The sequence below is a fragment of the Halomonas sp. BM-2019 genome, from assembly GCF_017584085.1.
The window spans coordinates 1,985,178-2,001,731 of record NZ_CP071922.1; the positions used below are offsets into that span (position 1 = coordinate 1,985,178).

Below are 16,554 nucleotides of genomic sequence, written 5' to 3' on the forward strand. Positions count from 1 at the left end.
CCTGTGGCGCTGGGAGATTCGCCGTGATGTCCCTGCTGCGTGCGGTTCGCCGGTTCGGAATGGCACGCCTGCTGCTCCTGGCTGGCCTCTCCGCCGAGGGGATGGCCGGTGGCCTGCTGACGGTGAAGTCCGACAATGACGCCTATGTGGGGGGCGAGGATGGCCACTACACCAACGGCCTGGAACTGAGCTGGGCCTTCCAGCCGGGCCCGCTGCACTGGTCGCGGCGCCTGGTCGAGGCCCTGCCGGCCTGGGCGGCCGACGACCTCGCAGGCGTGGCCTACCGCGCCAGCCACCAGATCTATACCCCCGCCGATATCCACGATTCCCGGCTGGTCGCCGACGACCGCCCCTACGCCGGAGTGGCCCTGGGGGGTGTCTCGCTCTTTTCCGAGCGGCGCCATGTGGCTTTTCGCCAAGTGCGAAGCCTGAGCCTGGATGTGGGGGTGGTGGGCCCGGCCTCGGGGGCGGAGAGCCTGCAGCGCGAGTTTCATCGCCTGCTCGGTGTCAATGTGCCGAGCGGTTGGGAGCACCAGCTCGATCACGAGCCCGTGCTCAATCTGGCCTACCGCAGCGCCTGGACCCGGGCCTGGCCTCTGGGGCGTCAGCGGCTTGAACTTGGCCCCGTGGCGGGCCTGGCCTTGGGTAACCTCTACACTTACGCTGCCGCCGGAGTGGGCGTGCGCTTCGGCAACAACCTGGCGCGTAGTGCCGGCATTCCGGTGATGGCGCCAACGTCGGGCGGCCGGGTCACCTTCCAGCGTGGGCAGGGCTTCGGCTGGCACCTGTTCCTGAGCCTGGAGGGGCGCTACATGGCCCACAACCTGCTGCTGGACGGCAACACCTTCACGAGCAGCCACTCCGTTGCGCGCAAGCCGTGGGTCGGTGATGTCCTGACGGGGTTCGCCCTGAGCCGGGGCCGCTGGCAGCTCGCCTACAGCCAGGCCTGGCGCAGCGACGAGTTCAAGGGGCAGGAAGGGCATCATCGCTTCGGCACGATCAGCCTGTCGAGGTGGTTTTCGCCCTAGCCCGGATATTGCACCAGGTGCCGTGATGATCGCGTAGCCAATTGGTTTCACAGGCTTTATCCCGATCGAGCGCCGTACTGGGGTGTACGGTCGAGTGAGGGAGAAAAGCCTGTGGGATCAAGGGGCAAGTGAGGACGCGAGCAACTTGGTGCAATATTCGGGCTATGGGTAGCAGGCCGGCCTCTCGTCTCACTCGCCCGGTAGCGCCGGCCCGGGCCGATAGGCCTCCACCAGGATCGCCGGGTCGTGCTCGGCGTGGCCGCGGGCGGCGTGGGCGCGCATCAGCTGGGCGGCGAGCCCGCTCATGGGGGTGGCGCTGCCGGCCCGCTGGCTCTGGGCCACCGCCATGTCGAGATCCTTGAGCAGGGTGCGCAGGTGCCAGGGCGGGTCGGCGAAATCGCTTGCCGCCATGCGCGGGGTGAGGATCTGGAAGGGCTTCGAATCCGCAAAGCCGCCGGCCAGGGCCTCGCTGAGACGGCCGGCCTCCACGCCGCTGGCCTCGGCCAGCGCCACCATCTCGGCGAGTACCGCCGCCTGGCAGCCGACGACCATCTGGTTGCACACCTTGGTGACCTGGCCGGCGCCCACCGGCCCCATATGGGTGACCCGCGCCGCGAGCGGCGCCAGCAGCGGACGGATGGCGTCGAGTTGCGCCGCTTCGCCGCCGGCCATCATCACCAGGCTGCCCGCCTCGGCGCCGGCTACCCCGCCGGAGACCGGGCAGTCGATCCAGGTCATGCCGCACTGCGCCTCGAGCCGGGCGGCAAAGTCGCGGGTGGCCACGGGGTCGCTGCTGGAGAAGTCGATCAGCCGCTGGCCCGGCCGGCCGAACTCGGCGACGCCGCCGTCGCCGAAGACCACCCCTTCCACCACCGCGGTATTGGCCAGGCAGAGCATCACCACTTCCACGCTCTCCACCAGCTCGCCGATGGAACCGGCCACCCGGACGCCGGCCCCGCCGAGCGCCTCGGCCTTGGCCGGGCTGCGGTTCCAGACGGTCACGTCGAAGCCAGCCTCGAGCAGGCGGCGGGTCATGGGGTGGCCCATCAGGCCGATGCCGATGAAGCCGAGGCGGGGGTGGGTCACGATGAACTCTCCAGTGGCAGGTTAGAGCCCCGGCATGCGTGTGCCCCGGCGTGAACGGCCGCATAGGCAGCCAAAAAAATGCATTAGCGTTTCACGGCAGGCGGAGATTGCCCTACAAGCCCCGTCGTAGAGCGGTTTGTCGTGCGTTTTCCCTGGTCAGCTTTCGCATCGTGACCCCTCGCATCAACATCCCGCGGAAACTCCACGCAAACGCAAGGGAGCGCGCGGGTGGCCGTTTGTCGGATGACAAGCATAATCGCCCGCCAGACCACCCGCCTGCCGCAGATGCCGTGAACAGGATTTGTCGGCCGAAGGGATGCAGCCCTTGCGGGTCCTACCTTCCGACCGCGCGCCTGAGAGGCGCATGCCTTGCGGGCGTCGGAGCTTACCTATGAGGCCGCTTTCACGGTTACGTTCCTTGCGATTACGCACGTTTCCGCGCTTTGTCGTTGCGTGTGAACTCCGCTTAGTCCTTCTACAGATGTTCCACTCGACTGTCGGTCACGCTCTGCTTTCGCTCTGGTTTTTCACCGTATCGTACTGCGTCGGTAATGCCTCACTCCTGATCGCCTGTCGGGCAGGGACACCTGATTAGCGTTCCCTTCCGTTCTCGGGCTGCAGGTCGAAACCCGCAGCGGGCGCACCGCAGCAGTGCTCCATTCTCACTCTAGTTCACCGCATGCCGGTAGACAAACGCCGATCTCAGTGTGCGCCCAGCACCGCCTTAGCACGCTCGGCGTATTCCCCTGTCGGGTTGTCGGCCACGCTGCGCAGGATCTCGTCGCCGGAGGCGCAGTCGCCCCGGGCACGCAGCGCTACGGCGCGATGGAACACCGCCTTTTCCGACCGCCGGAGCGCTTCCGGCAGGGCATCGAGTTGCGCCAGTGCGTCGTCCGGGCGATGGCGCGAGAGCAGCACCGCGGCGAGGTCGAGCCGTGTCTGGCCGTCCTCCGGATGACGTTCCAGCAGGTGTTCGAAGCCGGCGATCGCCGCATCCGTCTCGCCCAGCGCGAGGCGCGCCAGCGCCAGATGACGCTCGGCGTTGGCATCGTCAGGGCGCAGCGCGAGGGCACGACCGAGCGCATCGCAGGCACTGCCCAGGTCGTTGTGCAGGAAGCAGGCAATGCCGAGTTGCGCCCAGGCCTCGGCGTGATTCGGGTCGAGCCCGAGTGCGCGACGGAAATGCTCCACCGCCTCGTCCGTGCGCCGCTGCAGCGCGACGCTGGTGCCAAGTCGCACATGCAGCGCGGGATCGTCCTGCTGCAGGCGCACGGCACGCATCGCGGCGTACTCGCCGCCTTGCAGGTCGCCGCCGAGCAGGCGGATGCGGGCGAGGTTGTCCCACACGGTGGGGTTTTCCGGGTCGAGGCGGGTGGCCTGTTCGAGATGGTGCTTGCCGTCGGCCACCTCGCCGGTCGCCACCAGCACCTGGCCGAGGTTGCTGTGGGCCATCGCCATGTCGGGCTTGAGCCGCAGCGCGGCGCGCAGATGCACACGCGCCTCGTCCCATGCCTGCTGCTGTGCCAGCAGAAAGCCGAGATTGTTGTGCGCGCTGGCATTGTCGGCGTCGAGTTCGAGTGCCGCGCGGTAGGCCTGCGCCGCCTCGGCCAGGCGCCCCTGCAGGTGGTATTCGAGCCCGCGGCGCAGCAAGTCCTTTACGTGCGTGTGGTCTGTGCTCATCACTTGATCCTGTTGATCAGCCCTCTCAGCAGTTGGCGCGGATTGATGTCGGGCACGGTGAATTCGACGTCATCGAGCGAAATATCGAACGGTTCGCCCTCATGGTAGTGAATCGGCAGGGCGATGCCGAACCGGTAATCCGAGCCGAAACGGTATTCCGCAAACTGCCAGCGCTTGTCGTATACGCGTCTGCGGAGCGCCCGTACGCTGACATAGCCACCGATGTCGAAGGTGAAGCTCGGCTGCGCATGCACCGAGAGCCGCGTACGCAGGTCGAGTCCCTCGGACGGCGTCCAGTCGACATGGACGTCGGCTTCGGCCGCACCCTCGATGCCCAGCGTGCCACCGACGTCGAGGCCGCCCGTCGCACTTGCGGCAACAATGCTCAGACCGATCCCCGCCCGCACCGACAGCCGCAGACCGGCATCGGCCGGTACCCGCAGGTGGGCTCGTCCGGTCACATGGGTGTCTTCCTCGCGTGCCGGGTTGTACTCGATTCCGAGACTGAGCCGCTCGAGCTTGCCCGGACCGATGCCGGCCTTCGCCGAGAGTCCGCCACCGATCTCGGCCACCACGCCGGTCACGATCGGCACCTGCACCGCGATGTTGAGCAGCGACTTGTCGAACTCGCGGCGGTCGAAGATATCAAGCGCATTCGGGATGCCGATTTCGCCCGATACCGTAACTTCACCGTTCGGCTCGAACCTGATGCCGGCGGTCGCCTGCAGCCACGGTGCGAGCTTGAGGGTGACCGTGCCGCCGCCATATACGGTGAGTTCTTCGCTCACCTCGTCGGTCGGGTTGCCATCCGCGTCGAAGCGGCGATTGGTGACGCCGGCGCGCACCTGGCCATCGAGCATGCCGCGCTGATACGCGGCCTGCGCTTCGGCGGTGATCAGGCCGTCGTGGTAGGAAACCGTCAGCTTCGAACTGAAGCCGGGGATGTCGGGCACGGCTTCGCCGTTGGCATTGAGCGCATAGCCGCTGCCATCCGGGCGTTCCTGCAGTTCGGCTTCGACGTGGCCGCTGCGGATGCCTGGCACATCGCCGGAAAGATTGAAGCGCCCGCCGATCGAAAGACCTTCTTCCTCGCTGTGTCGAACCGCCAGCGTGCCGCTCTCGACCCCCGGGATGCCGAGTTCGGCCTGGCCTTGCGCGCTGAAGCCGCTGTTCTGGGCATATTCCGCCTCGATCGTCGCGCTGTTGATGCCCGGCACCTTGCCGGACGGAATCGTGACCGTGCCGCCGATGACCCAGGCGCCCTGTTCGTAGGCAAAGCGAATCCGGGCATCGGTCCCGCGACCGAAGATCCGCTCGTCGAAATCGAATCGACCGCGCAGATGGGCCCCATTGCGCGAGTGGTAGCCCGCTTCGGCGCTACCCTCGCCGAGTCCATCGATCGCGAACTCGATGCCGCCGTCGAGGGCGAAGCCGCCCGTGCCACCGGACAGGGTGATGCTGCACTGCTCGATCGAGAACGGCGGCGGGACGTTGATCTCGTCGATCAGGAAGGTCTTCGAGAGCGTCAGCTGGTCGCCCAGCAGCTCGAAATCGATAAACGCATTCTCGAAGACCGAGAGGGTCGGCACGATCTTGCCGGTGACGGCCAGGCCGTCGCCGGTCAGATCGAAGCCCTCGACCTGAATCGGGCTCTGGCCGGCGAGTTGCAGGTTCCCGTCCTGCGAGCTTTCCGAATCATCCTCGCGAGCGGCCTGCCGCCGCAGGCCAAGCAGCGCCGCAACCCGCCCGTTCTCGAAATGGCCAAGTTTCGACGAACCGTTCAGCGACTTGATGCGGACCGCTGCGGATTTCTCCATCGGCTTGAGCTTCGCGCGGTTGTTCGGCTGAAGCGAAAAGTACAGCGTCGCCAGATCGGTCTCGTCGGTCGGATGGTCCACCGCGTGGAACTCGGAGTCCTCGTGCAGCCGGAACGGCTTGAGGAAGTCACGTCTGGGCTGGTTCTTGTTCAGATCGACCCGCAGCCCACCCTGTCTGCTGTGGAAGATCCACAGGTGACCGTCCGGTACCTGTTCCTCGAGTTCCGACAAGGAGAGGCAACGCACCTGGTTCGCATTCAGCAAGGCGTCGATATGCGCACCGCTCTCGATCTCGCCCTTGGTCCAGACATCGTTGTCGCCCATCCGCACCATACCCGCCTCGACCGTCACGCTCGCGAACTCCAGGCTGAGACGGTGCTTGAGCGAAGCGGCATTCCACTGGCTGAATGGCTTGTTGCGGTAGTCGTCCTCATTGCCGCGGAGGAACTCGGTCAGTTGGCGCTCGACCGAGTTCTTGACCGCCGTGCCCTTGGCCTGATTTTTCTCGCCCTTGAGCAGGGCGTAATTGGCCATGGAATCCACCGCCGGCTTCATCACATAGCTGCCGCCGCGGGCGGATTGCGCGCCGACCTGCGCCTCGACCAGATGGTCGATTTCATAGGAGGCCCGTCGCCCGTTCAAGGGCGCCGGCCGACCCTGTGGCGTCCAGGTGGGGCGGGCGGCGTCACGCGCGATTTCCTCCAGCGAACCCATCAGGTAACGCACGTTGGACGCATTGCGGCCGCGCTGGGCGATGCGCTGATGCGGCGACGGCACAACGAAGGTCAGCCGGCCGGCCGCCCCCTCGCGGCTGTAACCCGGCGCATCCTGCAGCTTGGTTTTCGCGCCCTCGAGACCGATTTCGCCGAACCATTTGGTGTTTTGCTGGGTACTCCGGTTGCCGGAATACCCGCGGTGCCGGATCAGGGGCAGAAAACCGTTGTAGTGGCTGTCGGCGATTTTCGGCACGCTCGGATAAGGCAGGCGCGGCAAATCGACATATCCCTCGCCTCGGTGATAGGTGCCTTTGGATGAACCGGTGCCGCCTCCGCCATTGCGATACAGCCGTTGCACCGTGCCGCTCGACTGCTGCACCACGTGTGTCAGCTCGTGCGCCAGCAACTCCCGCCCGGCCTCGGTTTGTGGCGAGAACTCGCCGGGCGCGAAGAAGATGTCGTTGCCGACCGCAAACGCACGCGCATGCAGCCGGCTGTTAAGCGCCGCGGCCTCCGCTCCGGTATGGATGCCGACCTGGCTGAAGTCCGCTCCGAAGCGCGCTTCCATGTCCTCGCGCACCTCCGCCGGCAGCGGCGCGCCGGTGCCGGCGAGGCGTTCGATGGCCGCTTCGATGTCGGGCGCAACCGTGCGCCCGGTGTCGGATTCGGCCCCGGCTTCCTCCTCGTCGATTTCGGGCATTTCGTCTTCATGCCGCGCGAGCCAGGTCTGCAGCGTTTCCTCGGTCTCATTTTCGTCGACCTGACGCCGCAGCGGTGCGGCGGAGGTGTCTTCGTCCGGCGGCACGGTCTCGCGGGCGATCCACGCGGACAGCGCTTCGTCTTCGTGCTGTTCGGTTTCGACCGAAGGCTTGAGTTTTGCCTGGATCGGCTCCTCTTCCTCCGCTTGGCGATGAATGCGCTGCGCGGCGGGCACCGGCGTGCTGGAGATCATCTCCTCGGTCTCGACCGGGCCTTGGTTGCTCGCGCTGCGCGTGATTGCGCTGGCGACGGCGTCGGCTTCGCGCTCTTCGGCGTCCTGCGGCTGGCTCATCGTGAGCTTGCGGCGCAGATAGGCCGGGCGGGACGGGCGGACGTGGCGCCCGGGCCTGGCGGCGGTCGGCTTGCGTGCGGCCGCGCGCGGGCGGTGGAGGGGTTGCGGGCCGGTCATGTGGTTCTCCCCAGCCGAGACAGCTGCGGCGGCAAGGCGCGGCCGAGCTTGCGGAATTCCCGCTCGATCGCGCGCAGCAGCACGTCGGTTGCCAGCGGGCCATCGGCCTCGGCGCAGGCGGCGGCATTGAGCACCGCGTTGCGGATCTGGCCGCCGCTGAAGTCGCAGTAGCTCGCGAACAGGCGGCATACCGTCTCGTCCGGGCTGCGTTCGCCGAGATGCTTGCGCCACAGTTCGAGACGCTCGTCGAAACCGGGCTGCGGGAAGTCCACGATCAGGTCGAGGCGGCGGGTGAAGGCCGCGTCGATGCGTTCACGGTTGTTGGTGGTCAGGATGACGATGCCGGGGTGCAGTTCGATCGCGGTGAGCAGGAAGTTGGTGAGCATATTGGCGTAGCGCTCGCCGCTCTGCCTGGCATCGGTACGGCGGCCGAACAGCGAATCGGCCTCGTCGAACAGCAGCACCGCGTCGATCGCCGCGGCGCGGTCGAGCAGCGCGGCGAGGTTTTTTTCCGATTCGCCGATGTACTTGTTCATCACCGACGACAGATCGACGCGGTACAGCGGCGCGCCCAGCTCAGTGGCGACATAACTCGCGGCAAGCGTCTTGCCGGTGCCGCTCTCGCCGACGAAGAGCGTGCGCAGGCCGGCGTTGCGGGTGGCCTGCAGGGTCGGGCCGAGGCCGTTCCAGACCGATTCGCGCTTTCTTGCGCGGGCGATCAGGTCGGCGAGGTATTGCCGCACCAGCGGGGCGAACACCACGCTGTCGCCGCCGACCCGGCGCGCGACCGGCTGGGCGAGCAGGCGCAGGCCTTCGGCGCCGAGATCGGCTCGCGCGCGGGCAACATGCTCGGCATCGAGCGCCTCGCCCGCCTGCATCGCGCGCAGCCGCGCGTTGCGCGCGACCTGTACGATCGACGGGCCGCCGAGCAGCGCGGCGGTCGCAAGGTCGTCCGTCAGCGCCGGATCGTCGAGTTCACGCGCCCACAACTCGCGCCGCTCGTGCTCGTCCGGCACGCAGGCTTCGATCTCCAGCATCGCGCGGCCGCTGACCGCACCCTGGGCGCCGGCGATGATGACCAGCGGCGTGCCGTTGGACGCCCCGACCTGCCAGGTCTCTCCCGCCGACACGTCCGCCTCAACCACCGGCAGCCAGCGCGCATGACGGCAGGCGAGCGCGACTGCGCCCCGTTCGCGCCAGATCTCGCGTGGCACCGCAATTGCACGCAGCCCGAGCAGCGCCGCCAGTTCTACCGCGAGCGCTCTGCGCCCGCTGCCGCCGTTGCCGCGCACGACCACGCCTTGCAGTTCGCCACGCGCGAGCAGGGTGGCGAGTTGCGGCAATTGGCGACGCAGCGCGAGCGGCAGCTGGCTGCGCTCAGATTCCGGCACGAAGCGGCAGCCAGGCCACGGCGCATCGCGCCCGCACAGCGCGGACCACAGGGCCGGTTCGACGCGGGCGCCCTGCAGCGGCAAGGGGCCGTCTCCGTCGAGCGCGATGACGCCGGCTTCCACCAGCGGACTACCGGCGAGATCCAGCGTGTCCGGCGTATCGCGCCCGAACAGGTGTTCGAGCAGCGCGACAAGTAGATGCATCGGGGGGCGCGAACTACGCGCCGGGGCCTGCAGCTCGCCCAGCGCGAGCGTGATCAGGTAATCCGACTCGGCCTCGCCGAGCAACGCCAGCAGCCAGGCTACGGGCAGGCTCAACCGGTGCTCGCGGATGAAGTCGCACAACGGGCGCGGCATGCCGCCACGCCCGGGTTCTGGCGGCCAGTCGCGCGCGGCCTGAGCGCACAGTGCGGACCATTCCGCGTCGCTCCCGGCCTGTTCGCGCAGCAGTTCCGCCATGCCCTGATCCGCGCCCATCGCCTGGGCCCAGAACTGCGCCAGCCCGATGCGCAGCAACACCGGCAGCGGCGGTGGGGAGTCGGCAGCGAGAAGCGGGTGCGGTATGGCGTGCATCCTGCGCCCCTAGTCGTAGTGAAAATGGACCACCCGCCCGAGCCACGGCAGCCAGCCGGGGTCGACATCGAGACCGGCGAGCCGCACTTCCAGGCGCACGGCGGCGAGCGGCGCATACAGGTCGATGTGACTCGGGGTCGCCCGCAGGCGGGCGTCGAGCGAGAGTAGTTCGGGCGTCCACAAGCCGCTGCGCCCGTACCAGTTGCGTGCGATGCCGAGCAGGTCGCTGCGCGCCGGCAGCGGTGGCAGGGTGTCGAGGTCTTCGGCACGCTCGAGCCCCAGTTGCGCGGCGATGAATCCGGCGAGCGGATCGGCCCGCCCGAAGCCCAGTTCGCCGCCCAGGCGGTACACCCAGCCCCAGCCGCTCGGCAGGCTTTGCCAGTGCATCTCCATCAGCTCGCGTGCGGCGGGGCGATCGAGCATGTTGAGCAGATAAAGCAGGCCGCCCTGCCGCGTTTGCAGCCATTCGCCGTCTTCGCCGGCGAGGTCGGTCACGGTCACGCCAGGAGGTGTTCTATGGTCGGGCTGTCGCGCGGCTGTGGCGTCCGACGGGTCGCCGGGCGTGTGCAGCGGAGGTCGTGACGGCACTTTCCGGTCGTCTGGATCAGGAACGGACGGCGGGGCTGTGCGGACCGCCCCGGGTGGCGCGGACCTGTCCGGCGGGAATGGGCCTTCGTGAGGCATGTCTTCACGGACTGCATCAGGCGGTCCGGATGCGTCCTGCCGCAAGGTCGGTGCGGCGGCACGCCCCGGGAGCACATCGGCATCGCCCTCACTGCGCACCTGTCCATCCTCAGCACGGAGCTCGGGAGTCGATGGCACGGCGATGTCGGTTTCCTCCGACGGCCCGGCTCGCCTGTCGCTTGCCATGGCATCCGGAGTGGCAAGCGGTTCATCCGTGCCCTCGAACGCCACCGGAAACTGCGCATCGAGTGCCTGCAGCAAGGCTTGGGGCGCGCGCATCAGCGCAAGCGGCGCATGTTCGACGGCGATCAGCTGCAGCGCACAGCGTCGGCGTGGGTCTTCCCGCGGGAGCCGGGCGAGCACGCTCCGCCAACGGTGGTAGAGCGGCCTTGGCAGGGTGGCGAGGATGGTGTCCGGCGACTGCGCCAGGGACTGGCTTTCCGATGGCGTCGCCAGACGGCCTGCCGAGCGTGCCGCGAGACAATCGGACAACGTTCTCATGGCACTGAGTTCCGCCATCAGCCACACCTGCGCCAGGCGGCCGCGCCGGGCGAGCTGCGCGGTGACCGCACCGAGCCGCTCGGCATGCTCGACGAGCAACTGCGCAATCGCACGTCCGCGCGGCAAGGCGAAAAGTGAGGCCCAGCGCCGCCAGTACCAGCACTCGGCCGCGCAGCCGGCACACAGATCGTGGAGCAGTGCGGCGAGCAGGACGTCGAGGTTCGCAAAGCGCACCACGTCCGGATCAGTGGCCGCGCCGCTGCGCGCACGTGCGCCGGAGAGCACTTGTGCGGCCAGTTCGCCGCACGCGCCGCGCACCCGGAGCGTGCGGATGAAGACCCACGCGTTGTCCGCAGTGCCGCAGCCGCTGGCCCGGCCCAGCGCAGCGCGCAGGCGCTCGCCGTCTCCCGGCCCACCGCGCACCCGCAGGCGGCGGATCAACACATCATCCGGGCGCAGCGCGGTGTTCATGGCTTCAGCCTCCGCCTGTCGGTCCTGTCGACGACGACATGCAGTTTTTCGGTGATCCTCGCGCCGGCGTCGACCACTTCGACGATGCGCGCATCGGCGCCATGACTGGCGTAATCCTCGATCGCGAGTACCGCGACGAGCTTCTGTTGCGCGTCGAGCAGTTGCAGCTTCGCGTTTGGCGGTGGCTCGCGATCGAGCGCGATGCGGATGCGTTCGCCGATCGCGTTGCGGCGCGGCGGGATGCTGATGCGGCCGTGCACCAGGCCGGAAGGGTCGCCGAGGGCCGCGTGGATCAGGTTGGTACGGATCATGTTGCGCATCGCGCTGCGGGCGTCGGCCGAGGCCTCACGATCGAGCTGGCGGAACCACCATGCCACCAGTTCGGCCACCGTGCGCGCGGTGTTGAAGTCGTGGCGCTCGGCGCGGTCGAGGCCTGGCCACCATGCCACATCCTCGACCCGCAGACGGTCGTCCTCGGCCAGTTGCGCCCATTCAAAACGGATCGACGGTGGCAACTCGCGCAGATGCTCGTACAGGCAGTATTGGCACTGCTCCAGCCGTTCGCGCAGGGTCTCGGCGCGACGCCGCAGCAATGCCGTGCCGTGGGTCGCGAGATCCTCGAGCGACAGCACCTTCGCCGCCCGCTCACGGGTTTTGCCGTGGCTGACCCGGTCTTGCACCGGCGGCATCACGGCTCCGGCCCAGTGGCCCAGCACGGCCTGGTTCTGCCGCAGCACGGGTGCCAGATGCGTGAGCAGTGCGGCGTTGATGCCCGGCGCCGGTCGACTCGTAGCACGCACATCAAAGCGCGCCTTGCGCAAGGTGTCGATGCTCTGAAGAGTCTGCAGCGGGATACGCGGCTGCAGCGGTTTGAGGGTGGCCCAGTCGGACATCGGAATCTCCGTGACCGCGGCGAAGAACGGATTGAGTTCCTCGGGCAGGTCCACGTCTTCTTCCCAGTCGCAGCCCGGCACGACGTCGCTGCTGCGCCCGGTGCGCAGCGCGAGAGGATCGGCTGGAAGTTCGCTCACCGGCGAGCTGCGCAGGCGCACGTAGTACAGGCCGCGCAGGCCGCTGGTGAGGATGCGGGCGCGCTCCTGGCTGCGTCGATAGATCTGCTCCCGGTTCTCCCCGAGCAGGCGCTGGGCCAGGCCGAAGTCACCCAGCATGTCGAGGCGCTGGCGATCGAGGTTGTCGAGCTCTTCACGGGCACGGCGGATCAGGGCCGCCAGCTTGGCAAGCCGGGTTAGCAGCCTGGAATGTTCGCGCAGCAAGCCTTGCAGCCTGCGTTCGAGGTTGCTGTAGCGGCCCTCGACGATCGCGACCCACTGGGTGAGCGTCTTGCCGGCTTCGAACAGGGCCTTGTAGCGGTAGTGCACCGTGGCCTCGTCGCGTGTCATGCCGTTCGAACCGTCGCCGATGCGGCTTTCCAGATCATCCGGATCTTCCGGCGATCCGGCCCGCAGGAGCTTCCTGCGCAGGCTGCGCGCGTCGGGTGCATCGAACAGATCGCTCAGTGTCCTGAGCAGATCCTGCATTCCCTGGAAGGCCCGGGCGTACTCATTGACTTCCGGGCGGATGTGTTCGAGCACGCCGAAGTGGTGTTCCCTGGCCATGAATGCAGGTGTCGATATCGTGCGCTTAGCAACGCTCGCCAAGGCCGCGATACGTTGCTGGTTGATGCCGAGTTCGAAGGCGGAGAAGGTTTGCGGTTTGGCCGTCAGCGTCGTTGGCGCGACGAACAGCGAGCTTGCGGCCGAAGTCAGTTGGCGCTCTGTCAAGGCCGCAGTGCCGATGGAGAACGCCGGCGAAGAGGTCGTCGTGCTCATCGCCGCGATGGCTGGTGCGCCGAAGCGGGTGGCGGTGCTGCCAGTCGCGAGCTGGCCGAGATTGAGCGTAGTTGCCGGCGCCGTGGAGCGGGTCGGGCTGGCGGAGAACGTCGTTGTTGCGTCGGTGGAAAGGGGCGTCGGCTCTGTGGTGCGCGTTGCCGTCAGGCCGTCACCCGTTGCCGCTTCGCGCAGTTCGCCTGAAGTGCCTCCGCCCGCGCTTCTTTCCGCAAGAGCCGCGCCCAGGCTCGCCCCCTCGGCCAGGGCGCTTTCAAACCGAGCATAAGGCATCCAGCGCGCGACCTGCAGACCGCTACCGTCGCCGGCTACGCCGCCCGCGAGCGCGGCGAGCGAAACCGTTTGGGAGTCGAGCTGCTGGCGCTGCAGCATCAGGAAATCACGCGTCTTCTCGTGGCGTGCGCGCGCCGCGCGGATGCGGTTCTCGGCGGCCTCGATGGCGCGTTCGGTGAGCGCGTAGCGAATCACCAGCCCGTTTTCCCCGGGTACCGTTACCGCTGGCGGCACGGGGTCTCCGCCATCGTCCGGGGTTACCAGCCAGTGTTCGTAGTCGGCCGGAGCGGGTGGGGTTGGCAGGTTGTAGGGATAGGGCAGCGAACCATCCGCTTCCGGCTCGACCGTCTCGGCCGCACGTGCGGCGACATTCTCGAATACGGTGTCCGGCGTCGGTGGCGGCGCGAGCGGCTGCGGCAGATCGAGCGCGCGCAGCGTGGCCTCGTCCAGCGCGTCGCTCTCGTCGAAGTGGTAGAGCACATCGAACTGCTCGTGCCATTTGCGCCAGGCATCGTGACTGCGCCGGTGGAGGCGGTAGATGTCGTTTTCGAGCTGGGCGTCGGTGGGCGGAATGTCGAGCAGGTCGGGGCGGTAGTCCGGTTCGTTGACCGCCAGCAGCAGGCGGATGCGATCGCCGGCCGGCTGGCGCAGGTCGATTACCCGGCGTTCGAGATGGCGGCCGACGAGTTCCGCCACCGCCTCTTCCGGCACCACCACCATGTCCACGCGCAGGTGCGGCGGCAGCCAGCGCAGGCTCGGGCTCGGCGCGGCGGGGGTGCGCAGCCACGCGCGCGGTAGTTCTCCGGTGGCGGGGAGGAAATCGAGGTGCAGTTCGGCAGCGAGAAAGTCCTCGAGCGAGTCGCCCGGATCGAGCTCTCTTTCGGCGCGCTGCATCACGCGGCGCATCGCCCCTGTGGTCTGGTTCAACAATACGCGGTAGCCGCTGCCCGGCACGGCCTCGTAGCGGCCAGCCGCGGGCGAGAGCCAGAGCACGTTGTGCGCGTCGTTCTCGCTGTGGATCGCGAGCAGCGCGAGCGGCACGGCGTGGCCCATCGTGGCGAGAAAACGTCCGTCGATGCGGTCGGCGGTGATCCAGTTCTCGATCCGTTCGCGCGCCATCGTGGTGACCGCTCCGGTGGGGATCGCGAGGCGGTGAAGCACCGGGGTCCCGACCACCACCAGGCGGGAATCGCGCGTCGGGTCGAACTCGGTGCGCTGGCACGGATCGACCGTTGGCGCGTCGATCGCGCGGCTGGCGCGGCGCAGGGCGAGGTAATACACCCCGGTTGCGTCGGTGCCGCCGGTGGTGCGCAGCCAGTGCGCGATCAGCGCGAGCCATTCGGCGCGCAGCGGATGGTACAGGCCGAGCGCGAGCCCGTTGGCCGCCACCGCCAGACCGGGGCTGACGCTGAAGCCGTCGCCGTCGCCCTTGATCTCGAGGCCGCGCACGATGCCGGGTTGGGCGGCGCTGAGCAGCGGCGCGACGCGTGCGTCGGCGTAGTCCTGCTTGCGGTCGAATTCGTCCTCGCCGAGGTGGCGTCCGGCGAACATGTGCACGCGCTGCAGGCGGCGTGTGCTGGGGACCGCTTCGTTGAGCCATATCGTCGTCATCGCTCGCTCCGTTACGCGGTCAGCGCGGCCCATTGGTCGAGCAGCGCGGTGTCCAGCCCGAGGGCAGTGCCCAGTTCGATGACCAGCGCCGCAACGTCGTCCCCGTGGCCGAGGTCGTCGAGCCCGTCGCGGAAGTCGGTGAGGCGGTCGAGTCCGGCCAGCGCGGCGAGTGTCTGCCACACCAGCCCGTCGTAGTCGCGCCCGATCACGAGCAGGATGTCGAGTGCCGCCTGGACGCTGGCCGCATCGTCGCCATGCGCAGCTGCGAAGGCTTCGCGCGCGGCCTCGGCTTCTGTTCCCACGGGTGGGCGCAGCGCGGCGAGGCGGGCGACGCTGATGCGGCGCAGGAACACCGTCTCCTCGTCCTCGACCAGGCCGCCGACGTCGGCCGGGCTGTCGGGCAGTTCGGGCGCGTCCCCATCTTCCGGCGTCGGGGTGCCGAGGGCCAGCACGATGCCGCTGATTGCGGTCTCCGCCGCGCGCGTCGGGCGGCGCACGAAGAACAGGTCGGCGGGGTCGATGCGGTCCCAGATCGTCTGCCACACGCTGGCATCGGTTGCGAGGCGGTGGATCGGCCGGACCGGATGGAGCTTGAGGCGCAGCGGATCGATGCGCGGCAACGCGCGGGGCTCGTCGGCCGGGCTGCGTTCAAGGCGCAGCGCGTAGTGGCTGTAGTCGGCGTTCGACAGCGGCGCGAGCACCATCACGCTGACCGGCTCGTCGAGCGACAGGTCGATCGCGGGCAGATGCATCGATTCGGCGCGGATCAGCTCGACGTCGGCACGCCGGATCGGCGCGATGGTGACGTCGAAGTCTTCGGGGAAATAGCCCTGGCGGCCGCTTATCGGGTCGACCGAACCGAACGGCACGCGGCCGGCCGGTGGCAGCAGGTGGAAGTGGTCGGTGGCGGCGAAATCGTCGCGCACGCGTGCGGCAATGACGTCGCGCAGCAGGCCCTCGTAGTGGCGCGCGATGTCCGCCTGCAGGTCGCCGGACTGCGGCTCGCCGCGCACTGGATGGCGCAGCAGGGCGGTGTCGAGCCACGCCGGGCGGTCGTGGCTGATGGCGAGCACGCCGAGCGCGACCGCGTCCTCCGGTACCAGCCCGAGCGAGCTCGCGCCGCCGAGGAATTCGCGCACCAGGCGTGCGCGGATATCCAGCGGGTCCTGCTCCGCGAGCGGGATCGGCATCGCCACCAGGCCGAGTTGCACGGCCTCATCGATCAGCGCGATCTCGGAGCCGCGTTTGGCGCCGAGATCGCTCGGAAACACCTCGGCGCGGTCGCGCCCGATCTCGGCATAGGACAGTATCACGGCGTAAAGCCCGCGGTTGAAGCGCGACCAGCGGCCGCGGTTGAGGGAGGCAATCTTCGCCCGGTCGCCGAGATCCACGCTGAGCGGACGGCCGAGTTCGAGTACCCGGCCGGCGGCGCTGATCGCGATGCCGGGTTCGAGCGCCAGGTTGCCGTCGACGAGGCGCAGCCCGAGCCCGTGCACGACGCCGCTGCCGAGCGCGCGGCCGACCTCGCGCAGGCGCTGGTCGAGATAGAGCTGGTCGCGCGTCAGATCCTCGGCGGTGAGCAGTCGGCCGTCGAAGTAATGCGTGCGGGTCAGGCGTGGATCGATATCGGCGATGCGCTCGATCCCGGCGCGACTGGACGGCGGGTTGCCGAGCGGCTGAAACAGGATGTCAGACATGGCGAAGCTCCGGG

General features: G+C 68.5%; 8 protein-coding genes. 1 reads left to right on the forward strand and 7 read right to left on the reverse strand.

The window, feature by feature from the left end; translation table 11 throughout:
• The first annotated feature begins 26 nt into the window (after nt 1-26).
• On the forward strand, nt 27-1,028 hold the full coding sequence (locus J5F18_RS09950) for a lipid A deacylase LpxR family protein (protein ID WP_346302078.1): 1,002 nt from the start codon (nt 27-29) through the stop codon (nt 1,026-1,028).
• A 189-nt stretch (nt 1,029-1,217) separates the two neighbouring features.
• Here J5F18_RS09950 and J5F18_RS09955 read toward each other — a convergent pair whose 3' ends face one another.
• The 7 genes from J5F18_RS09955 to J5F18_RS09985 form a co-directional block, all read right to left on the reverse strand.
• Nucleotides 1,218-2,114, reverse strand: a complete 897-nt coding sequence (locus J5F18_RS09955; protein ID WP_346302079.1) for an NAD(P)-dependent oxidoreductase — start codon at nt 2,112-2,114, stop codon at nt 1,218-1,220.
• 702 nt (nt 2,115-2,816) lie between these two features.
• A complete protein-coding gene (locus J5F18_RS09960) occupies nt 2,817-3,794 on the reverse strand; it encodes a tetratricopeptide repeat protein (RefSeq protein WP_346302080.1) in 978 nt (325 codons plus the stop codon).
• A complete protein-coding gene (locus J5F18_RS09965) occupies nt 3,794-7,495 on the reverse strand; it encodes a DUF4157 domain-containing protein (protein ID WP_346302081.1) in 3,702 nt (1,233 codons plus the stop codon). Before J5F18_RS09965 ends, J5F18_RS09960 begins: the two co-directional genes overlap by 1 nt.
• Nucleotides 7,492-9,459: an ATP-binding protein gene (locus tag J5F18_RS09970; protein WP_346302082.1), complete on the reverse strand. Its 1,968-nt coding sequence runs from the start codon at nt 9,457-9,459 to the stop codon at nt 7,492-7,494. The genes J5F18_RS09965 and J5F18_RS09970 overlap by 4 nt, the downstream gene beginning before the upstream one ends.
• A 9-nt stretch (nt 9,460-9,468) precedes the next feature.
• Nucleotides 9,469-11,115 carry a hypothetical protein gene (locus J5F18_RS09975; protein WP_346302083.1) on the reverse strand — a complete coding sequence of 549 codons (1,647 nt, stop codon included), beginning with the start codon at nt 11,113-11,115 and terminating at the stop codon, nt 9,469-9,471.
• Nucleotides 11,112-14,843, reverse strand: a complete 3,732-nt coding sequence (locus tag J5F18_RS09980; RefSeq protein WP_346302084.1) for a hypothetical protein — start codon at nt 14,841-14,843, stop codon at nt 11,112-11,114. Before J5F18_RS09980 ends, J5F18_RS09975 begins: the two co-directional genes overlap by 4 nt.
• Before the next feature lie 11 nt (nt 14,844-14,854).
• Nucleotides 14,855-16,540 (reverse strand): hypothetical protein, encoded by a 1,686-nt coding sequence (locus tag J5F18_RS09985; protein WP_346302085.1) that lies wholly within the window; start codon nt 16,538-16,540, stop codon nt 14,855-14,857.
• Nucleotides 16,541-16,554 lie beyond the last annotated feature (14 nt).